The organism is Flavobacterium sp. MEB061 (assembly GCF_000834715.1).
In the GTDB taxonomy this organism is placed as follows: Bacteria; Bacteroidota; Bacteroidia; order Flavobacteriales; family Flavobacteriaceae; genus Flavobacterium; species Flavobacterium pectinovorum.
The window spans coordinates 173,254-196,377 of sequence record NZ_JXQR01000015.1 but is presented as its reverse complement, the minus strand read 5'-3'; the positions used below and the strand labels follow the sequence as shown (position 1 = coordinate 196,377).

At 33.8% G+C, this 23,124-nt stretch carries 12 protein-coding genes; 9 read left to right on the top strand and 3 right to left on the bottom strand.

The genetic code is table 11. The annotated features are described in order from the left end of the window. The first annotated feature begins 76 nt into the window (after positions 1 to 76). Positions 77 to 1,183, top strand: coding sequence for a polysaccharide lyase family 1 protein (locus tag RT99_RS08140; RefSeq protein WP_042564235.1), 1,107 nt, complete (start codon positions 77 to 79; stop codon positions 1,181 to 1,183). Between the two features lie 393 nt (positions 1,184 to 1,576). Here RT99_RS08140 and RT99_RS08135 read toward each other — a convergent pair whose 3' ends face one another. From RT99_RS08135 to RT99_RS08125, 3 genes are all read right to left on the bottom strand, one after another. After that, complete coding sequence (locus RT99_RS08135) at positions 1,577 to 1,960, bottom strand: DUF3037 domain-containing protein (RefSeq protein WP_042564234.1); 384 nt, start codon at positions 1,958 to 1,960, stop codon at positions 1,577 to 1,579. Beyond that, the gene (locus tag RT99_RS08130; RefSeq protein WP_042564233.1) at positions 1,950 to 2,729 is read right to left on the bottom strand and encodes a HipA family kinase; all 780 of its coding nucleotides are present in this window, start codon (positions 2,727 to 2,729) and stop codon (positions 1,950 to 1,952) included. Before RT99_RS08130 ends, RT99_RS08135 begins: the two co-directional genes overlap by 11 nt. A gap of 397 nt (positions 2,730 to 3,126) precedes the next feature. Then, entirely contained in the window at positions 3,127 to 3,975 is an 849-nt protein-coding gene (locus RT99_RS08125) for an NAD(P)H-hydrate dehydratase (protein WP_042564232.1), read from the bottom strand. Between the two features lie 453 nt (positions 3,976 to 4,428). Between RT99_RS08125 and gcvT the strand changes: the two genes are divergently transcribed. The 8 genes from gcvT to RT99_RS08080 all read left to right on the top strand — a co-directional run bounded on the left by gcvT (position 4,429) and on the right by RT99_RS08080 (position 23,039). After that, positions 4,429 to 5,511, top strand: a complete 1,083-nt coding sequence (gene gcvT, locus RT99_RS08120) for a glycine cleavage system aminomethyltransferase GcvT (RefSeq protein ID WP_042564231.1) — start codon at positions 4,429 to 4,431, stop codon at positions 5,509 to 5,511. 217 nt (positions 5,512 to 5,728) lie between these two features. Continuing rightward, entirely contained in the window at positions 5,729 to 7,759 is a 2,031-nt protein-coding gene (locus RT99_RS08110) for a S41 family peptidase (protein ID WP_042564229.1), read from the top strand. A 201-nt stretch (positions 7,760 to 7,960) separates the two neighbouring features. After that, the gene (locus RT99_RS08105; protein WP_007811539.1) at positions 7,961 to 8,674 is read left to right on the top strand and encodes a YebC/PmpR family DNA-binding transcriptional regulator; all 714 of its coding nucleotides are present in this window, start codon (positions 7,961 to 7,963) and stop codon (positions 8,672 to 8,674) included. Between the two features lie 255 nt (positions 8,675 to 8,929). Next, positions 8,930 to 13,621: a hypothetical protein gene (locus tag RT99_RS08100; RefSeq protein WP_052483619.1), complete on the top strand. Its 4,692-nt coding sequence runs from the start codon at positions 8,930 to 8,932 to the stop codon at positions 13,619 to 13,621. Between the two features lies 1 nt (position 13,622). Next, positions 13,623 to 15,701, top strand: a complete 2,079-nt coding sequence (locus RT99_RS08095) for a hypothetical protein (protein ID WP_052483617.1) — start codon at positions 13,623 to 13,625, stop codon at positions 15,699 to 15,701. Between the two features lie 80 nt (positions 15,702 to 15,781). Next, positions 15,782 to 16,945 (top strand): hypothetical protein, encoded by a 1,164-nt coding sequence (locus RT99_RS08090; RefSeq protein WP_042564228.1) that lies wholly within the window; start codon positions 15,782 to 15,784, stop codon positions 16,943 to 16,945. A 3-nt stretch (positions 16,946 to 16,948) separates the two neighbouring features. After that, complete coding sequence (locus RT99_RS08085) at positions 16,949 to 18,181, top strand: hypothetical protein (RefSeq protein ID WP_131494906.1); 1,233 nt, start codon at positions 16,949 to 16,951, stop codon at positions 18,179 to 18,181. Positions 18,182 to 18,185: 4 nt separating this feature from the next. Beyond that, on the top strand, positions 18,186 to 23,039 hold the full coding sequence (locus tag RT99_RS08080) for a T9SS type A sorting domain-containing protein (protein ID WP_165587190.1): 4,854 nt from the start codon (positions 18,186 to 18,188) through the stop codon (positions 23,037 to 23,039). The last annotated feature ends 85 nt before the right edge of the window (positions 23,040 to 23,124 follow it).

The following is a 23,124-nucleotide window of genomic DNA, read 5'->3' as shown; positions in this document are numbered from 1 at the left end:
CAACTTTTTTAAGAATTATTATAAGCAGATTTGTACTGTTAAATATTTTAACAAAAAACCCCAAACTTAAATTATTATGAAATTAAAATTAAATTTGTCAGTCTTGGTATTGGCACTTACTTTAGGTTTTACAAGTTGTAATACCGAAGAAATTGCTTCATCAACAGATGCAAGCGCTGTTGTAGAAACTACACCTGCTTCGGGTAATTTGACAGCAAAAATTGGAAATTGTGCACAGGTTCCGGGATGGGCTTCTCAAAATGGTGGTACAACCGGTGGTGGAAGTGCTGCTGAAACAACTGTTACTACTTATGCTCAATTAAAATCAGCTATCGAAAGCAGCTCTGTAAAGGTTATTAAAGTGAGCGGAACTATTACTGTTACAACCAGATTGTCTTTTCAGGATCAAACTGGTAAAACTATTTATGGTGCAAGCGGTGCAAAACTGGTTTCGACTAATCAAACAAAAGATGCTTCGGGAATCATTAACATCAAAAGATGTAAAAACATCATTATCAGAAACCTTATTTTTGAAGGTCCTGGTGCTTATGATACTGATGGTTGGGATAATGCAATTCTTGACGAATGTACAAATGTATGGGTTGACCACTGCGAATTCAGAGACGGTGTAGACGGAAACTTTGACATCAAAAACAAATCAGATTATATTTCTGTTACTTATTCTAAATTTCACTACCTAAAACCACCAAAAGCAGGAGGTTCAGGAGGATCAGATGATCACAGATATTCTAACTTAATTGGTTCAAGCGACGGTGCTACGGGAGATCGTGGAAAACTAAGAATTACTTTCGCTCGTTGCTGGTGGGCTCCGGGATGTAAAGAAAGAATGCCAAGAGTTCGTTTTGGAAAAGTGCATATCGTAAACAGTTTCTTTAACAGTACTGTGAGCAATAAATGTATCGCTGCAGGTTTTGAAGCTGATATTCGTGTAGAATCAAACGTTTTTGAGGGTGTAAAAACTCCTATCGATTTAATGACGGGTTATACAGCTGTTACAGCAGTTGATAACGTTTTCACTAATACATCTGGAAATCAGGCAGGAAGTAAAACTGCTTTTACACCTCCGTACACAATCGTAAAACTTGATAAAACTGCTGTTAAAGCTGATGTTTCTGCAAATGCAGGACCAACTTTAGGCGGAAATATCTGCGGATCGTTTTAATAAATTTTCATTTTTAAATTTCATAGTTTCAAATTCATCACTTGAAACTATGGTTTTAGAGAATGTGAGTTAGTTAGTTTAGTTTTGTCAAACCCTATAAGTGTAAATTCTTATAGGGTTTGACTTTTTTATTTTGTACAGATTTTTTTTGTTTCACGCAGATTTTGCAGATTGAGCAGATTTAAATTGATTGGAATTTTATTATAAATCTGGGTATTTTTTTATCTGGTTTCATTATCTCCGCGAAGTTTGCTAACCTTTGTTTTTTGAATCGCGCAAAGTAGCAGTCGCGAGGCTTCGGGAGCAAAGTTTTTTAATTGATTGCGTGTAAACTTTATGTTAGACGCACTGCTGTGCGTCTCTACAGAAAACCTTTGTCCCTTTGAACCTTCCTTAAAGCACAAGCTCCTCAAATAATCTCTGAATTGTTTTTTCTAAATCTTCGCACAAACCAGAATGTGGTCTTGAAGTTTGAATTGCTGAACTGCGAATCGCGGTTAACCAACGAAAACGTGACGGAATATCCATTTCGCCAATTGGTCCGCCATCTTTATCTCCGGTTGCGATTTTCTTTAATGCGGTAACATTGCAATGCAATTGCTCAATATCAAAGTCGTTTGAAAGTGTTTGAATTTTGTCGTCGTCGATGTGAGACAATACTTTTATAAATTTGGCTTTTTTGCAAAACAAAATGATTCCGATATTCAGGAATTCTTCGCGTTCTACTCTTGGTACTACACGAATTACGGCGTACTCATATAAGTGACTATCTTGCATTTTGGGCTTGATTTACAAAGATTTCGGAATTGTTTAATCGGGTTTGCAAAAATTGTAAATATACATTTCGCAAGGTTTCCGGAGTTTCGTCGGTATCTTCCCATTGTAACCATTCCAGAGGAATTGTGTTTACAATTTCTTCCAGAATTTCATTGGTTAAAAGTGCTTTAAATTCGGCATCAACTTCTTTTAAAAGTGAGGCTTGTGGCAATAAAACGTGATCTTTTATCAATGCAAACGGACTTTTGGCATGCTGTTCCCAATTGTTCCAGGAATGATGAAAATACAAACATGCTCCGTGATCGATTAGCCATAATTCTTTATGCCAAATCAGCATATTGGTATTTTTGAAAGTTCTGTCAACATTGGTTATATATGAATCCAGCCAAACAATTTGTGATGCTAATTTATCGTCGACAGTTGTTACAACTGGATCAAAAGTTATTGCACCGGATAAAAAGTGAAGTGCCAGGTTTAATCCCTGACTTCCTTGTAGTAAATCCTGAATTTCTTCGTCGGCTTCTGTTCTTCCAAAGGCTTCGTCGAGATTGGCAAAAACCAATTCCGGAAGCTGTAGTTTTAAGGCTTTTGCAATTTGTCCGCCAACTAATTCGGCTATTAAAGCTTTTACGCCATGTCCGGCTCCTTTAAATTTTAAGACGTATTTAAAATCATCGTCGGCTTCTGCCAAAGCGGGTAAGGAACCGCCTTCGCGTAATGGCGTTATATAACGGGTAACGTTTACGGATCTGAGATCGAAGTTTTTCATAAGCAGTATTTACTGAGAATACAAACTTACGAATTTAGATTCTTATTTTTTTAACCGCAGAGATCACAATCCCGATAGCTATCGGGATACGCAGAGTTCGCTAAGGTTAAATTCTAAGTTTGCTAGCTTTTGGAAGTTCGCAAAGCTTGATGGTGAATTCTAATTATCGTCGTTTTTGTCATCTCGACGGAGGAGAAATCGCACTAGAAACTCCGCAAACTGAATCGCCAATCTTTGTAGAGTTCCGTGTGTGATCTGTCCTCCGTCGAGATGACACAACTATGCCGAATTTTATTGACTATACTTTAATGTAAACTTTAGTTTATAGACAAAAGTTGATAGATAAGATTTCATTATCTAATTTTCTAATTTTCTAATTGTCACATTATCTAATTTTCTAATTATCTAATTCTAAAAAAGCTTTTCCTAAGTTCTTAATAATATCAGAGGCTGTAAACGATTGATATCCTGTTTTTGGCAACGCAATATCTGCAGTTAAACCGTGGAGAAAAACGCCAAGTTTTGCGGCATACTTTGGTTCGTAGCCTTGTGCCAATAAACTAGTCAGGATTCCGGTTAGGGCGTCGCCGCTTCCTGCTGTTGCGAGTGCCGCGTTTCCGGTGGTGTTTTCGTAAATTTTACTTTGATTGATGATGTAAGTTGGTGCGCCTTTCATGACAATGATTACTTTGTATTTCTCTGAAAATGCAATTGTTTTTTGAAACTTTTCAGATTCTGAATTCCATTTACCTATTAAGCGTTCGAGCTCTTTTGGATGTGGTGTCAGAATAGTGTTTTCGGGAACTAATTCGAGCCACGATTGGTTTTCTGATAAAATATTTAAGGCGTCGGCATCAAGAACTAAAAGCGCTTTGTTGATTCTTAAAAATTCGAATAGTGCTTTTTGTGTTCCTAACTCCTTCCCTATTCCGGGACCAATTCCGATAGCTTGCGGTGTTAACGGAAGATGGATATGTGTGATGAAATTGGTATTTTCGTCGGTGACAACCATGACTTCGGGAATGGAGATTTGGAGGATTTGATAACCGCATTTTGGTGTAAAAGTCGTTACGAGTCCGCATCCTGTTTTTAAGCAGGATTTTGATGCGAGAACGGCTGCTCCTATTTTGCCGTAACTTCCGGCAATAATTACGGCATGTCCCTGAAGTCCTTTATGTGTGTTAGGATTTACTGGCTTATATAATTGTAGAATTTCTTCTTTTGTAATTAAAAATGGATCTTTCATTTGGCTTATTATCTATTTTAATATTTTATTTTTAATTACTTATGGATTGTGGTTAATTGTAACGCGGATAAAACGGATTTACTTGGTAAAACGCGGATAAAAACGGATTTTTAAATTTGGTGACGCCTGTACATTCTGCCTTAATTTCAATAAGAAGAAAAAATTTAATGACTTAAAGTTACATAAAAATTGAAGAAGAAAATGTTTCTTATTATCAGAATGCCCTAGCCCAGATTGTAGAGGAAAGCCCGGAGTAAAAAAAGCAAAAGTTTCTTGTTCTAAAAAAGCGACCAACGGAAGCTCTTTTTGGAACATTAGAAACTTTGCTTTTTTTATGAGGACTTGTAACGGAAAGCTGGAATTGCTTCTAATTATTGCGAAATTTATAATTTAGACTATCATTTTTAGATATTTTTTGAATAAATTTGCGACACAATTTTATAAATCAACACAATGAAAAATACTGCGCTTACGCACATACATGAAGGTTTGGGAGCTAAAATGCTGCCTTTTGCTGGTTATAATATGCCTATTACTTATGAGGGCGTGAATGCTGAACACGAGACTGTTCGTAATAGTGTGGGCGTTTTTGACGTTTCGCACATGGGTGAATTTTTGCTGACGGGTCCAAATGCTTTGGCTTTGATTCAGAAAGTGACTTCGAATGATGCTTCGACTTTGACGATTGGTAGAGCGCAATATTCTTGTCTTCCAAATAATGACGGCGGAATTGTAGATGATTTGATTGTTTATAAAATGAAAGAGGAAGAGTATTTACTGGTTGTAAATGCTTCGAATATCGAAAAGGACTGGAACTGGATTTCGGCTCAAAACGATTTGGGTGTTGAAATGAAAAACCTTTCTGATGATTATTCTTTATTGGCAATTCAGGGTCCAAAAGCGGTTGAGGCTATGCAGGCTTTGTCTTCTATAGATTTAGCTGCGATTCCTTATTACCATTTTGAAGTGGCTGATTTTGCCGGAATCGAAAATGTAATTATCTCGGCTACAGGATATACAGGTTCTGGCGGTTTTGAAATTTACTGTAAAAACAGTGAGGCTGAACAGGTTTGGAATAAAGTTTTTGAAGCTGGAGCGGCTTTTGGAATTAAGCCAATTGGTTTGGCAGCTCGTGATACTTTACGTCTTGAAATGGGTTTTTGTTTGTACGGAAATGATATCAACGATACGACTTCTCCACTTGAAGCCGGTTTGGGTTGGATTACGAAATTTAATAAAGATTTCACGAATTCTGAAAGTTTGAAAAAACAAAAAGAGGAAGGTGTTTCTAAAAAATTAGTTGCTTTTGAAATGCAGGAACGTGCCGTACCAAGACACGATTACGAAATTGTAGATGCTGAAGGTGCTGTAATTGGTGTTGTAACTTCTGGAACTATGTCACCTTCTATGAATAAGGGAATTGGTTTAGGATATGTTACTGTAAACAACAGTACTGTTGACAGTGATATTTTTATCAGAATCAGAAAAAATGATGTTCCTGCAAAAGTGGTTAAATTGCCTTTTTACAAGAAATAATTTTTACATAAATTTTAAAAGCATCACTTAAATGATGCTTTTTTTTTCGCCACGAATTCACGAATGTCTTATTATAAGAATTGGTGAATTCGTGGCGAATACTTTTATAATAATAGCAATAAAAAAATGATTTTCTTGTAAGATATTTTCGAAAAAATATAAAACGGTGTCAAAAAATAAGCGTAATTTTAATATAGCAAATTGATCTCCGCCTTTTATGAAAAGAATATTATTAGTATTAATGTTAGGTACAAACATTCTGTTTAGTCAGAGTGGTGATCCCACATGCGAAATATTAAACAAAATAAACGCCCTGATTCAAACCGAACATATACGCCCAAAACCGGTAAATGATAGTTTGTCTATTTTTGTTTTTGACAATATTATTGATGAATTAGATCCGTCACGAAATATCTTCTTTAAAAGTGAATATGATGAAATGGCGCAAAAATATCGCTTGAAACTCGACGACATGATTCTTAGTAATGATTGTAGTTTTTTAGCAGATATTACTAATAAATATAAAACAGGCCTTTTGAGAACAAAAGCTGTTTTAGAAAAAATAGATTCCGGAACTATCGATTATAGTAAAAAAGATACGATTCGTTTTTATAAAAAATCATTCGATTTTTATCTCAAAAAAGAAAATCTGGAGAAAGTCTGGCTTAAAAAACTTCGTTATCAAATATTAGATGATATTGCCGAAACAGGTGATAATCTGGATTCTATTAAGGCTAATTTTGCATCAATTGAATTGGCATCCCGAAAATTGGTATTATCTAATGAAATTTGCCGAATTACTACGCTTTTGGAAAATAATCTGAAGCAGGAAGAAAAATTATATAATTTCTTTTGCTTGTATTTTGATCCGCATACGGCTTATTTTAGCAATGACTCGAAATCGAGTTTTGTTGCTTCGCTCTCAAAAGAGCATTTATCATTGGGAATGACCGTAAACCTAAACGAGAAAAACGAAATTATAATAGATGAAATTGATCCGAATGGTCCGGCTTTTAAAACGGGACAAATAAAAAAAGGTGATCAAATTCTTTCGGTATCCAATCATAAGGAAACTTTGCAGGTTTCGTGTGCTTCATTAGAATCAATTTCTACCATGATTTTATCAGAATCGAACAAAAGTATTGTTCTTACCATAAAACGTAATTCAGGCAAAAGCTTTGATGTTTATATTGAAAAGCAGGTGATGAAAGACGAAGAAAATTCGGTTTTTAGCTTTATAGTGGGCAAAGAAAACAAAATTGGTTATATTAAAATTCCGAGTTTCTACGCTGATTTAGATGGAAATAGCCGAAAAGGCTGTGCAGATGATGTTGCCCGCGAAGTGATAAAACTGGAAAGAGACAATATTAAAGGTCTTGTTATTGATTTGATTGATAATGGAGGCGGATCTATGGAGGAAGCTATAAAACTGGCGGGAATGTTTGTTGATTATGGTCCAATTTCGATTGTTGTTGATAACAAACAAGAAAAATCGATTATTAATGATCCGTATCGAGGCGTTATTTACAAAGGCCCGATGGTTGTTTTGATTAATAGTAATACGGCTTCGGCAAGTGAGTTTTTTTCTTCGATATTGCAAGATTACAATCGTGCCTTATTATTGGGCAGTAATACGCTTGGAAAAGCAACAATGCAGACCATTCTTTCGCTTGACGAGGAAAAAAATACCGATTTCTTAAAAATTACCATTAATAAATTTTACAGAGTTACGGGTAAAAGCCACCAATATATTGGGGTTAAACCCGATGTTGTACTTCCGGAATTTTATGAAGGTATTTATCAAAAAGAAAGCGATTTTCCGACTGCCATAAAAAATGATAGTATAGAATCACTTTTAAAATATAAAACTTATGTAAAAAGAAGTGTTATTGATAAAATTGCTAAAAGCAGTACACTTCGACTTGCGGATAATTATTACTTTAACAACATCAAAAAAATCAACTTAAAAATTGATGAAATGGTGAATGTTCCTAAAGCTGAAATCCCGATGACTTTGGATGCGGTTTTTAAACAGAAAAAAAACGTGAATTATATCTGGTCTGAGATTAACACATTCAACGACGAAAATAATCCGCTGGATGTTTATAATTCGAGTGTAAACCAGTTTCTATTAGGCGCCTACCCTACCGAAAAAACAATCAATCAATATCAGATTGATAATCTTAGAACGAATCCTTATTTAAACGAAGCTGTAAATATTATTACGGATTTTAATGCGGCGAAGTAATATCTTGTTTCAGGTTTCAAGTTTCAAGTTTCAATAAAAAACCTCAAATTCTTAATTAGAATTTTGATTTTTGATCTTATTGAAGTCAACAAAAACCTGAAACTTGAAACCTGAAACTTTTTAACCAAAAATATAATTGAAATTGATTTTGGAAAAATAAGGAATAACCGTATTTTTGCATCTCAAAATAAAAAACTAGTAATGGGAAGAGCGTTCGAATTTAGAAAAGGAAGAAAAATGAAACGTTGGTCAGCAATGGCTAAAACATTTACCCGAATTGGTAAAGATATCGTTATGGCCGTTAAAGAAGGTGGTCCTAACCCAGATGCCAATTCTAGATTAAGAGCTGTTATACAAAATGCAAAAGCCGCCAACATGCCTAAGGACAATGTGGAGCGCGCGATAAAAAATGCAAGTAATAAAGATACTGCCAACTATAAAGAAATTCTGTTTGAAGGATATGCTCCTCACGGAATTGCGATTTTAATTGAAACTGCATCTGACAACAATAATAGAACTGTAGCCAACATTCGCAGCTACTTTAACAAATGTAACGGAACAATGGGAACTCAGGGTTCTGTTGAGTTTATGTTTGACCATACTTGCAACTTCAGAATTGCAAAAGGAAACCTTGATCCTGAAGAACTGGAATTAGAATTAATCGATTTTGGTGCCGAAGAGGTTTTTGAAGATGAAGACGGAATTTTAATCTACGCTCCTTTTGGAAGCTTTGGAGCTCTACAAAAAGAATTAGAAAACAGAGGTCTTGAAATTTTATCTTCTGGTTTTGAGCGTATTCCGCAAATCACAAAAGAACTTACAGAAGCTCAAATCGCTGACGTTGAAAAACTAATCGAAAAAATTGAAGAAGATGATGACGTTATGAACGTTTATCATACTATGAAAGAGGAATAATTTTTTTGATTTTTCTTTATATATTAAAAACTCCGGAGAAATCTGGAGTTTTTTTTTGTCAAAATGTGGAATCCCGTAAAGATTAATGTGATGAAAGTTTTAAGTTTGGCTACAATTATTTTAAAGATGATAATTATGTAAATTTTAAAGGAAATAGTATAATAACTTTTTATAAACAACTGTTTTCCTGTTAAAAATTATATATATTTGGCTCTTTAAAATACCATAAATACCACCCAAAAACCTACACCGACATTGAAAAAAACTACTCTTAGATTACGCTCTTTCGTATACATTTTAGTTTTATTTACGATCAGTTTAAACTGTTTTTCAAATACTTACACCGACACAATAAGTAATTCGAAAAAACTTTCGTTAGTTAAAAACAGTAATACAAAACCCAATTTTCTTCCTGAGAATAATTCTTTCAATTTCATTCAAAATTCTGAAAGTGAATTTACGAATGAATACCTTAGAAAGAATTTTCCTATTGCAGAACAAACTTCGGATGATTTGCAAAAAGCGATGGCCACTTGTCTTAAAATAGACGAAAATGGTAATCTTACAGATAATCTTGAACCTAAAAATTTGTCGCAATTACCTTTGGGTATAAAAAAGACAATTGGAGGTATTCAATATCTATTAGGAATTAGTAATGCAAAGTTTACACCTGAATATACCGAGTTAACTGCTTTTGTAAGGATCATAATTCCACAACATGGTGCAGACGGAAAACCGAAAGAATTATTTTTTGGTGCCAATAATATCAAGTTATCTCATAAAGGTGGCTTAGTTGGTGATACTAATTTAGTTTTACTTGGAGATGTTCCGATAAAAATTAACGGCGAAAATTTATTGTTGATTCTGAAGGGCGGAATGGACATGAAAACCGGAGTCGTTGAGAACAAAACCTATGTCACTATAGATTGTAATGGTTTTAAAGAACTTGGAATAACGGCTGATGTGCAGTTTTCCAGAAACATGTTGGAACCTGTTGACAATAACTATGTTGCCATAGCTTCTCCTGCCCTTGTTACCGGAAATTTTAAAACTATTGTTTCTAACTGGAATGATATTTTGATTGAAATGTCATTACCAAAATTTCAGTTAACTTCTAAAAAAGGTTTTTGTTTTGAATTAAACAAAGCGGTAATCGATTTTAGTGATTTACGAAACTCCACAACTGTAAAATGGCCACCTAATTACGCTACAAAATATTTAGTTCCCGGAAATGAAAATTTATGGCGCGGTCTTTATGTACAATCTCTTAAAATAGTTTTACCGGAAGAGTTTAAGAAAAAAGAAAGCAATGAAAGAATACGGTTTGAAGCCACAGATTTATTAATAGACCGTATGGGTGTTTCCGGAACTTTTTCCGGGAGCAATTTAATAGGTATTGATGAAGGAGATGCTTCAGGATGGCAAATGTCTCTTGATACAGTTAGTATAACATTAGTAGCAAATTCATTAACTGCAGCCAGTTTTGGCGGGGATATTCTTTTACCTCTTTCTGAAAAATCGGCGAGCTGCAATGGTGGTACAAGATCAGAGCTTGCTTATAAAGCATTAATTGATCCTGTAAATAATGAATATCTTTTAAATGCGCAGGTCACAAATGGTATTTGCTTTCAGGCATTTAAGGCGAATGCTATTATCGAAAAAAACTCTTATATAGAGTTAAAAGTAAAAGACGGTAAATTTTTACCAAAAGCAGTTCTTTACGGTACTTTATCTTTAAAAGCCAGTAATAAACCAGTTACAGCTGCTGAAGCTCAAGCTGGTACAACTGCAGACAAAAAGGAAACTGTTGATTTTAAAGGAATTATATTTGAAAATTTAATATTACAAACAGTAACTCCATATTTCCGTGCTGATTATTTTGGATATAAAAATATTCAGGGCAAGGATCAAAGTGTTAGTAATTTCCCCGTAACGATTAATGAAATTGCTCTAATTGCCACTGACGAAAGTGCCAGCCTGAAGGTCGATCTTGCCATTAATATGATGGAAAATCAATTTACAGGCCAGACTAAATTTTATGTCGTTGGAAAATTTGACCGAGAAAAAGGGATACAGAAATGGAAGTATGACCATCTAAAATTTGAACAGATTTCAATTGGCGCCGATTTAGGCGGAATGAAATTAAAGGGAAGCATTACTATTATGGATAATGATCCTGTTTATGGTAAAGGCTTTAAGGGATCATTAAGTTGTGATTTTACGGGCGGTATTAAAGTCGAAGCCAATGCTATTTTTGGATCAATAGATTTTAGATACTGGTATGTAGATGCCATGGTGGATAATTTAAACATTCCCGCCGGAGCCATTACGTTTAAAGGTTTTGGAGGTGGTGCTTTTTACCACATGAAAAAAGACGGTTTCAGTAATCAATTTGCTGCTTCGGGATCTAATTATGTTCCTGATATTGAATCTGGGTTGGGTGTCAAAGCCATGATTAAATTTGCAGGTACTGCAACTTCCAGTGCTTTTTGGGGAGGTGCCGGTTTTGAAATCGCCTTTAATACTAGTGGTGGTATAAACAGGATTAGTATTTATGGTGAAGGCCACGTTATGCAAACTTTTGAAATACCTGGTGCAGAGGCATTAACCAGTGCTTTAAAAGCAGTAACGGAAAATGAATCATTATTATCTAAAGCGGCGTTAGAAGTTTTAAAAGTATCTGATTTATCTAAAGCCGCAAAAGACTTATACCCCAATACTGTAGAGACATCAATGGGAATTAATGCTTTTGCAGCTATCGAATACGATTTTAGATCAAAAACACTGCACGGTACATTTGATTTATACATTGACACACCGGGTGGTTTTATAAAAGGCCGTGCTTCAGGAAACAGAGCTGGCTGGGCAGTTTTACATTTTGCTCCCGACAAATGGTACATTCGTATGGGGACTCCTACTGATAGATTAGGAATAAAAATGGCTATTGGTTCTGTTGAAGTTGAAGCAGGCGGTTATTTCATGCTTGGAGATGATATTCCGGCAAGCCCTCCTCCACCTGATATTGTTGCTCAATTATTGGGGGTAGATGTCGCCGTTTTGGATTATATGCGTGATGAAAATAGTGTTGCTTCTGGTAAAGGTTTTGCTTTTGGTTCTGATTTTAGTATCAAAACGGGAGATCTACGTTTTTTGATGTTTTATGCTAATTTTCAAGCTGGTTTTGGATTCGATATTATGGTAAAAGATTATGGCGAGGCAGAATGCAAAGGATCAGGCCAAATAGGTATTGATGGCTGGTATGCTAACGGTCAATCATATGCATATCTTCAGGGAGAACTTGGAATTAATATTAAATTGTTTTTTATAAAAAAGAAAATATCAATTATAAAAGGAGGTGGCGCTGTTTTACTACAGGCAAAATTACCCAATCCTGTCTGGATTCGAGGTTATATGGCCGGTTATTTTAATTTATTAGGTGGTGTTGTTAAGGGCAGTTTCAGATTTAAACTAGAATTTGGAAAACAATGTGAATTCACAACCAATAATCCTCTTGAAGGCATAAAATCAATTGCTGATATTACGCCGGCAGAAGGAACAAAAGATGTAAATGTTTTTACGGTTCCTCAGGTTGGATTCAACATGCCTGTTGATAAAAACTTTAATATTGAAGGAGATAGTGGTATAAAAACATATCGATTAAAGCTTGAAGAATATACGATCAAAAAAGATGGCGTTCCGATAATAGGAAGCTTAAGCTGGAATCAAACCAGTGATTTAGTAAGTTTCAATTCTGTTGAGGTTTTACCTCAAAATTCAGATTTAGTTTTAACCGTCAAAGTTAGTTTTCAGGAAAATGTAAGCGGTAGCTGGAAAACCATATACGATGAGGGACAAATTGCTATGGAAAGTGAAACAAGAAATTTTACAACAGGTGCTGCTCCAAACAATATTCCGGTAACTAACATTGCTTACAGTTATCCTATTTTTGATCAAAAATATGTTTATCCAAATGAAAGTAAACAGGCATATGTTGTTTTAAAACAAGGACAGTCTTATTTATTTGAATTAAAACCCGGACAATCTCAAAAAGGATTTTATAAAACTGGAGATAAAACTCTGAATTCTGCTATTACTTATAATCCAAGTCTTAAAAAAGTAATTGTTGATATGCCTGTTTTACAAACTCTTAAGCCATACAGTATTTCTTTAATGACATTAGAAGCACCAACTGATGCGAACTCGAATCTTTCTCAAAATTATGAGAAACAAGATCTTGGTAGTGATGCTGACATTGAAATGAAAAGCAATAAATTAAATGAAACTATAATTGGTGGTAATGGTGTAGAACTTTTACAATATAATTTCAATACAAGTCAATATAATACTTTTCAGGAAAAAATAACTGCAAAGAAATCAAAAGAAACTTTGGTTGAAATTATTTATGCAGATGTACACGCTTTACAATCTACAAATAGTTCTTCGGAACCATTTGATCTGGTAGAGCTTATTGGAAATGATAAAACTTTAAATACACCATTGATTAATGCCGAAGCGGTTTTAGATGATTCGTATTATAAAAATGATATTTTCCCATTAATTTATAGTGGATATCCATTGGAAGCCGATCTTGCTTTTGACAGAAATACAGCCATTTTAGGAGTACCTCCAACAAAAGCAGTCGAAACACTGGCATGGTATCAGGATTATGTGATAAATAGTCCTGAAAGTTTTGTGCTAAAAGACTATCTACCTTATAGATATAACCTACCCTATTTCTATAAAACCGATTTTGCAAATCTTAGATATAAAATTGTAAATAAATATGTAAATACGCTAAATCAGGCAATGATTGGAAAGTATAACTATATCATTAACGGACAATTTCCATACATAAAAAAAGGTACTTATAATATAAAATTGAAGTATACCCTTCCTGGAGGGCAAGCTGGTACAAGTTCAATTTTTACATACAACAAAATAAACTAGCATGAAATTTAAATTTTTAATTGTCTTTTTTTTAATTGTAACTGTTTCTGGCAAAGCACAGGTCAAGATCACTAATGATTCGATCTTATCTGAAAAAAAAATAGAAATACAAGTTATTGCGAGGGTTCAAAAAGATAAGATATTACTCCGTTGGGCTGTGAATGATCCTCTTGCATGGAAAAAATTAAATAAATATGGTTATTTATTAGAAAGATACACGGTAACCCGAGACAACAAAACTTTAGAAAAACCTGAAAAATTAGTTCTGGGAAAAGTTGTTAAACCGGAAGCCCTTGAAGCCTGGGAAAAAATTATTGAAATTAATGACGAAGCTGCTATTGTGGCTCAGGCACTATATGGAGAAAATTTCGCTGTTACTGGGGCTGACAATTTACAGTCGATTATAAATCTTTCTGAAGAAACTCAGCAACGATTTACTTTTGCTTTATATACTGCCGATAAAGATTTTCAAATTGCAAAAAAAGCAGGATTAGGTTTTGAGGATTTAAGCCCTAAACAAAACGAAAAATACATTTACAGAATATTGTCAAATGTACCTGATACTGAAATGAAAATTGCATATGGTGGTGTATTTGTAGGCTTAAAAGAATATGAACCTTTACCTAAACCTATGGATTTTACTGCTCATTTTACAGATAGCAGTACCATGTTGAGTTGGAATTTTAAGATTCTTGCACATGAATATGGCAGTTATTATATCGAACGTTCTTCGGATAAAAAAACTTTTAAAAGAATAACTGATAAACCGTATACAAGTTTAAATCAGCAAAATTCAAATAACAATCGTATTTTTTATATAGATTCGATTGCAAACAATATTTCTTATAGCTACAGAATTCAGGGAATTTCGGCATTTGGAGAACTAAGTCCATATTCTGAAATTGTTACAGGAAAAAGCAAGGCGATATTAAAATTTGTACCTCATTTAACTGTTAAAGAATTCAAAGATGATACTACTGTAAACTTAATTTGGGAATTTCCTGAAGAAGGCAGTAATGAAATTAGTGGTTTTGAACTTAACCGTTCAGACAATGACGATAGTAATTATAAAACAGTTATAAAAAATATTTCGCCAAAATCCCGAAACGTTGTTTTTAACAAATTATCATCTACCAATTATTTTACTTTAACTGCTATTGGGAAAAATGGTAATAACAGAACCTCTTTTCCTATGCTTGTGCAACCTGTTGATTCAATTCCGCCTGCTCAGCCAATTGGTTTAAAAGGTGTAATCGACAGTTTAGGAGTTGTAAAATTAACATGGACTCACAATAAAGAAAAGGATTTATTGGGATACAGAATTTACAAAGCAAATAACCCTGATGAAGAATATAGTCAGGTAACTGTAAGTCCAAGCGAGCCAAATACATTTGAAGATAAGGTTGTTGTAAAAACATTAAACAGTAAGGTTTATTATAAAATTATCGCTGTCGATTATCGTTACAATATGTCTGTTTTTTCAGAACCATTGATTCTGAAAAAACCTGATTTAATTCCCCCGGCCTCACCTGCTTTTACAAAATATGAAATAAAAGATGGTTCTGTTTTTCTGGAATGGGCAAATAGTTCCAGCGAAGATGTTGCGGTGCATCAATTATACCGCAAAGAAAACGATCAGAAAGATTGGGCTTTAGTTTTTGAAACTAAAAATAAAGAAGAAAAATTTCAGGACAAAAATGTAAAAGATGGTTCTCTTTATAAATACGCCATTTTTGCAAAAGATGACAGCAATCTTGTTTCCAATCCATCACCCGGGGTAAACTTACTTGTGCCTAAATATTCTGTTATGCCATCTGTAAAAGGATTTTTTGCACAGGCAAATAAAACTACGAATACAATTGATTTGTCTTGGGAATATTCTAATAATGAAGTGGATAGTTTTGAAATTTATAAGGCCTCTGATAAAGATGCATTGCAGTTAATTCAGATTGTTGTTGGAAAAACAAAACGTTTATCTGACCCTACAATTACCATTAATACTACTTATAAATACGGAATTAGAGCTGTATTTAAGGACGGAAGAACATCCAAAATGGATTTTTTTACAATAAAATTTTAGTTTATGAAAAAAAAATACATTCTCTTTTTACCTCTTTCATTGCTGACATGTGAATATAATAGTACCAAAAACTTAAAAAGATGAAAATAAAAGCTTTATTAATATTATTATTTTTTGGATTAACACAAATATGTAATGCACAAGCAGATAAATATGGGATATTGATCGAAACGTTTTTAGATGGATTTCAAGGTTGGAACGGAAGCCACGCTGGTAATCACAGGGTAACTGTTGGAAGTAAAACTGTCTCTAAAGGAAGTAATACTAAAGACGAAGCTGTTGTAGAATATGATTTTTTCTACGTTACAGATAATCCTACCGTTATTAGATGCAGTGGAAGTACTGCAGGGAATAAAGATGGTTCAGATTGTGATGAAAATAAGACGATTCCTTATAATCCTGAAACTTTTGATAGTGCATCGTTTAGTGGATGTATTGGTAGTTCAGATATTATGGGTATTTACCTGCCACAGCCATCTGGAACAAATATTTGTAAAGAAGATGTTATTAGTTTAACTCGAGGCTGGAATTGGGAATATAGTTTTGAGGATACTCCCTGGACTAGTTTTCCAAATCAATATCAATCTAAAAGAAATATTTCTTTCAAATTAAAAGATTTAGCAGGTTATGATGGAAAAAAGAGATTAAATATCAGAACAGGATATAAAACTCAGTTTACATCTTCAATTTTTTACGATATAATTCCTTGTGCACCAGGTTTAATTGGCGAACCAGAATTAAAAAAAACAACTTGTATTTATAAAAATGACGGAAAGGCAACTTTTAGTTTCAATCGGGATATAGCTGATAATGAACATTTTTTATTTAATGTTTATCAAAAATCAAACGGGCAGCTTATTAAATCACCAACTGTGTTACAAACCGATTTTCCTGATAGGAAATATACTTTTACAGATTTACCAAAAGGAACATATTATTTAATATATCAATCGTTTATAGGTACTCAGCAAACAAGTGTTAACCAGCCTCCTTACCCTGAATTTACGATAGGATCAGAATCTCCGGTAAATTACCAAATATTTGATACACAGCCTATATGCAATAATGAGCCGGGGCAAATTCGGCTGGAAGTTTCGGGTGGAACAGAGCCTTATTATTATACACTAAATTCAAATGCAGAAGTTCAATTTACATCACCAATAAATATAACAGTAACAAGCGGAGATTATTCGATTAAAGTTAGAGATAAATATAGCTGCATCGATCAAAATGCAAACCAATAATAAATGAAGAAACTTTACCTATTACTTTTTTTTCTTATTTGTGGAATCAGTACTAGTCAGGCACAATTGTATGTTATGGCAACAAATACAGGCGGCTGGACGAATTATAGTACTGTATCCGGAAACATGAATATGGGAAATTATTCCACTGAATATTGGATAAAATCAAATGGTGTTCTTCTTCAGCCAATAAAAGAGGTTGGTGATTTTTTAATTTTTGATAAAATACCAACTGCTTACTATTTTAGCGGTTACAGACCGGAATCATACTCTTGTAGTGGCTCATGTGGTGAAGAATGGTCATCAGGATTATCTGCCACTAATTTTAACATAAACTGCTATAATGCAGTTGGTTACGGAATTGGTTACTCTATAGAAATCATACCTTATTTTAATATAATAAGCAATCAGGTTTTAGTTTCGCCAGGTGCAGACAATAATTTTTGTGATAAAATATCATTAAAAACTGTTGGCTGTACCGGGCCACAAAAGTTTTATTGGGAATATCGAATTGATGGAGGTTCTTTCCAAAAAACGAATATAAGTACTAATTACAATCAGGCTTTTGAATTTATAAAATTAAATTATCTTCCTGCTGCATATTCCGGAAATATTGACTTTAAAGCTGTAATAGATTCAGATCCATCAATTAACGGAGAAGAAGTTGATTCTAATATTATTTCTTTTAATATAATACCATGCTCACCAGATTTAGTTGGTGTTCCGGAATTGAAAAAAACAACCTGTATTTATAAAAATGACGGAAAGGCAACTTTTACTTTTAGCCGAGATATAGCAAATAATGAACATTTTTTATTTAATGTTTATCAGAAATCAAATGGACAGCTTATTAAATCACCAACTGTATTGCAAGCTGATTTTCCTGATAGAAAATATACTTTTACAGATTTACCAAAAGGAACATATTATTTAGTTTATCAAACCTTTATTGGTACACAGCAAACAAGTGTAAACCTGCCTCCATATCCTGAATTTACTATAGGATCAGAATCTCCAATAGATTATAAAATATTTGATAATCAACCTTTTTGTAATAATGAAAAAGGTCAAATTCGTCTGGAAGTTTCGGGTGGTACTGAGCCTTACTATTACATACTAAATTCAGATGTGGAAGTTCAGTTTACATCACCAATAAATATAACAGTAACAAGTGGAGATTATTCGATTAAAGTTAGAGATAAGTATAACTGCATTGATACAAAAGCAAATGATTAAAAATATGAAAAAAATTATACTTTTATTATTATTGATTACGGGTACACTTAGTTACTCTCAAACAGGTATCAGAAAAGTTTCTATTAAAAATCCACCTGTTATAAATACTATAACAGGAACTATTACTCATGTAAGTGGTAACGGATTATCTAACGGACAAATTCTGTTAAATCCCATAACAGGAGGTATTACTGACGGAGCCGGACCTTATACTTATTCTTGGGAGAAAACTGGGGATACTACTTTTTCTGCAAATACAAGTACAATTTCTAATTTAGAAGCCGGTACTTATATTGTAACTGTTATAGAAAATGCAAAATGTTCTAAAAAAGAAATATTTATTGTTACAGAACCACCTCTTTTAGAAGTAAATTATACAGGCACTAAAGAAATCTTTTGCAATGGAGGAACTACAACCTTAACAGCCAGCGCTAAAGGTGGCTTTTTAGCAACCAATGGTACTTATAGTTATAATTGGAAAATTACGTATGCCGATATCACTAAAGGAGTTGAAAATAAAACCGGAATAACTGTAAAAGGTGCTGCGGGTTCATATGAATTAACTGTTTCAGATAATGCTTCTCCGGTTAATAAGAGCATTATTGTTATTAATGTGACCCAAAATCCATTAATTCAAGTAACTAAAAAAACGATTCAATCTGTAAAATGTAGAGGCGGAAACGATGGTGCTGCTTTATTGAATATAGTGGGAGGCGTTAGTCCATATACAGTAATATGGGATGATAATCTAACTCTTAATTCTAATTCCAGAACAGGATTGGCTGCTGGAGTTTATACTTTTAAAATTAAAGACAATATAGGTTGTGAAATTTCTGACAATGTCTATATAGAGCAACCAGCAACTGATTTGGTAGTTACATATACCTCAACACAACCAACACTAACAAACAATAACGGCAAAATTGTACTTACTCCTACGGGTGGAACTCTTCCAAGTGGACCCCCCGGCTACACCTACCAATGGTCAAAAGTTGGTGATACTTCATTTCAATCGCTAGATGTAAGCCAAAGAACTGATTTAGGAAATGGTACTTATAATATCACTGTTACTTCATCTTCAGGATGTCCTTTTCCAGTAATAACTGTAAAATTAGAAGCTTTAAATCTGGAATTTGTACAACAAACTAACGTAAAATGTTTTGGTGCTGCTACAGGTTCACTTACAGTTAAAGGAGTCGGCGGTACCATAACATCAGACTACGATTATACATGGTTTAAAAACGGAACCGAAATTACAGAAAAAACCGCAGCAATAACAGGACTAACCTTGGGGACCTATCGTGTAGAAATACGAGATAGTAAAGGTGATATGGTAGAAGCAACTTACACAATTACACAACCTAATGCACCTTTATCAGTTACAAATAACGCAGCATTACAGCAAAATGTATCTTGTAAAAATGGTAATGACGGTAAAATTTCAGTTTCAGTTTCTGGGGGAACAGTTGGAAGTGGTTATCAATTTTTATGGAATAATGGAAGCACACAGCAAAATATAGAAAATTTAATTGCAGGAACGTACTCTCTTATAGTTACCGATGCTAATGGATGCCAGGCATTTTTGAATAATATTGTAATTATAGAGCCTACATCTGTAATTACAATTCCTGCAGCAACGATTACGCACGTCGCAATTTTTGGCGAAAGCACCGGAGCAATTTCACTAGGAAACATAACAGGTGGAAATAGCGGTTATAATTACAAATGGTCTTCAAGTACTTATTCTGGATTTACTAGTATTACAAAAGATATTAGCGGACTAAAAGCAGGTTCATACACATTAGTAGTGACTGATAGCAAATTATGTACGGCAACGCAGACTTTTATAGTGAATCAAAATCCTTTATTAACAGTTGCACTAACAGAATCACTTTCTATAAAATGTAATGGAGATTCTAATGGAAAAATTACTTCAAATGTACAAGGAGGTGTGACAAACTACAGCTACAAATGGTACAAGAACAATGCGGAAATTATTGGTGAAACTCAAAATTTTATTGAGAATTTAGGAGTTGGAAAATATAAAGTAATCGTTAAAGATAATGTTGGAGCTATTACAGAATCATCTGAATTAAATTTAATTCAACCTGATAAATTAATCGTTTCCCTTGCCAATAAAGTTAATGTTTTATGTTACGGAAATCAAACCGGAACAATTGATATTACTGTAACCGGAGGAACGCTGCCTTATACATTTGTATGGAAAAAAGATACTGAACAAACTGTATATGCTACAACCGAAGACTTAATAAACAATTTAAAATCCGGAGTTTATAGTGTTGTTATTAAAGACGATAACAATTGCGAAACAACACTTTCGAATATTACTATAACACAACCAAATGCGTCTTTATCAATTATAGATGCCGACACAAAAATTAAAAATCTAAGCGGTTTTGAAACTAAAAACGGTAGTATCGAAGTTTCAATAACCGGCGGAACTCCTCTTTATACTTATGCATGGAGAGTTAAAGGTTCTCCTGCAATTATTGGAAATGCAAAATTATTAGATCAATTAGCAATTGGTACTTACGAATTGACGGTAACAGACGCTAATAATTGTTCTATTGTTAAAGAATATACTTTAATACAACCTGATAAACTTTTGATCACCGCAATAAATGAAACCGAATCAATAAAATGTTTTGGATACAAACAAGGTGTTTTAAAAGCAACAATTACCGGTGGAGCGCCAATTGGAGTTCCGGATACTAATAAAAATTATATTTACAGATGGTATAATGAACTTGCTCCTTCTGTAACAGTATCAACAACAAATCCAACAGACCTATTAATTGCAGGAAACTATTTCCTAGAAGTTTCTGACGGATTTGGAAATAGTTTTACTTCGAATAAAGTAACGATAAACGAACCCACTCCGGTAAAAATCAATTTTACGCAAACCAATGTTTCGTGTAAAAATGAAAAGGATGGGAAAATTCAGATTACCACAACAGGAGGTACCGGATTGCATACCATTTCATGGAGTGTTTCTTCCGGAGTAAATCCGAATGTCATTGATGAGTTATATGCAGGAAGTTATTCAGTAACGGTTAGAGATGAGAATAATTGTAGTGCTACTCAAAATTTTGTTATAACCGAGCCTGAAATTTTGGCTATTAAAAGTGTAGTTAAAACCCCTCCATCAGCTCAAGGTGTAGACGATGCGAGTATTGCTGTGACGGTTCAGGGTGGAACTCCAAATTATAATTTTAATTGGCTTGACCAGAACAAAAATATAATCTTTACAGATAATAATCAAAGCTCAAATACAAGTATTTATAACATTTATGCAGGTCAGTATTTTATTTCTATAACTGATGCAAATGGCTGTGAGATTATAGAAAGAGATTTAGATAAAGTCGATCCGTTGTTTATAAATGTCGTTCAGATAAATATGGTACAATGTTTTGGTGATGCTACAGCAAGTATAAAAGCGCTTACGTCTGGCGGACTTCCGGGTTATTATTATAAATGGTATAATGTAAATAATCCTGCAATTGTTGTGGGAACAGCCGAAACATTAACAAATGCAAAAGCAGGAACGTATTATGTTATTGCAACAGATTCTTTTGATAAATCTATTCAAAGTCAAAATATTACAATCAATGAACCAACAGCTTTAGCCAATACACTTTCTTCAGAATATGTTCGTTGTGGTGATTTAAACGACTGGACTATAACTTCTGCCGTTTCCGGAGGTACATTGCCTTATACTTATTTGTGGAATACGGGAGCAAAAACGCCTAATTTAATAGACGTTGTTCCAGGAAATTATTCTGTAACAGTAACCGATAAAAACGGATGTACAATTACCAAAAGTATAACTGTTACAGCTCCGGCTCATTTAGATGCATCTGAAAATATAAAAATCCCAACTTGTTATGCAGGTTCTGATGCGTCAATCGTTGTAACAACAATTGCAGGTATTGCGCCATTTACCTATTTGTGGAACACAGGAGAAACATCCAATACGTTGAACAACGCAAAAGCCGGAACGTATTCGATAGAAATTAAAGATGCTAAAGGCTGTATCATTTCAAGAACATACGAAATCGAAAATCCGCCCCAAGATGTAATAGATCTTGGGGCAGATGTGACTTTATGTTTTGATCAGACTTTAACAATTAACGCTACTATAAACGACGATCAGGCAAAATATTCATGGACATCTGATAAAGGTTTTAAAAGTACTGATGCAATGATTACCGTTTCTGAACCGGCAAATTATACGGTTATTGTTACGAATAAATTAGGTTGTGAAGCTACAGATTCTATCCTGATTTCGAGTCAAAATACGGCCATTAGTGCTGAGTTTGCAGTTTCGTCTCAGGTTTTCCTTAACGAAAAAATTATTGTGGTAGACATTAGTAATCCTATTCCTGATGATGTAGAATGGATTTTACCTGCCAGCGCAATTATTGCTTCTAAGGATAAAGATTATGCTGAAATAAGTTTTAACCAGGTTGGTGAACACGACATTACTTTAATTACAAAAAAAGGAAATTGTGTTGCTACTCAAACCAAAACCATAATCGTTACTGAAGGTGAATATGAGAATCCTGACGAAACTGATTTACAGAAGAAATTTGATCTGACAATATTTCCAAATCCATCAGACGGACATTTTACTGTTGATGTAACATTAGACAAAATCATGCCTGCTCACATCAAAGTGTATAACTTAAGCAACAACCAGGTAATAGATTCTAAATACGAAGAAGGCAAAGATAAATACTCCTTTAATTTTAGTTTAAACGGACTTCCGTCAGGAATTTATTTTGTACTGTTTGAATCACAGCAAGGAACTAAATTAAGAAAAATAATCATCAAATAATTTGTGTTTTTCAGAGTAGATGTTCATTAAATAATGAAAATCAATAAGCAGAAATTAGTACTGCTGATTTGGTTTTTCACAATAA

Bases quoted from the DNA above. Each gene is read 5' to 3' on its own strand.
- RT99_RS08125 (WP_042564232.1), bottom strand. From the start codon at position 3,975: ATGAAAGATCCATTTTTAATTACAAAAGAAGAAATTCTACAATTATAT.
- RT99_RS08135 (WP_042564234.1), bottom strand. From the start codon at position 1,960: ATGCAAGATAGTCACTTATATGAGTACGCCGTAATTCGTGTAGTACCA.
- RT99_RS08090 (WP_042564228.1), top strand. From the start codon at position 15,782: ATGAAAATAAAAGCTTTATTAATATTATTATTTTTTGGATTAACACAA.
- RT99_RS08110 (WP_042564229.1), top strand. From the start codon at position 5,729: ATGAAAAGAATATTATTAGTATTAATGTTAGGTACAAACATTCTGTTT.
- RT99_RS08105 (WP_007811539.1), top strand. From the start codon at position 7,961: ATGGGAAGAGCGTTCGAATTTAGAAAAGGAAGAAAAATGAAACGTTGG.
- gcvT (WP_042564231.1), top strand. From the start codon at position 4,429: ATGAAAAATACTGCGCTTACGCACATACATGAAGGTTTGGGAGCTAAA.
- RT99_RS08095 (WP_052483617.1), top strand. From the start codon at position 13,623: ATGAAATTTAAATTTTTAATTGTCTTTTTTTTAATTGTAACTGTTTCT.
- RT99_RS08130 (WP_042564233.1), bottom strand. From the start codon at position 2,729: ATGAAAAACTTCGATCTCAGATCCGTAAACGTTACCCGTTATATAACG.
- RT99_RS08140 (WP_042564235.1), top strand. From the start codon at position 77: ATGAAATTAAAATTAAATTTGTCAGTCTTGGTATTGGCACTTACTTTA.
- RT99_RS08085 (WP_131494906.1), top strand. From the start codon at position 16,949: ATGAAGAAACTTTACCTATTACTTTTTTTTCTTATTTGTGGAATCAGT.
- RT99_RS08080 (WP_165587190.1), top strand. From the start codon at position 18,186: ATGAAAAAAATTATACTTTTATTATTATTGATTACGGGTACACTTAGT.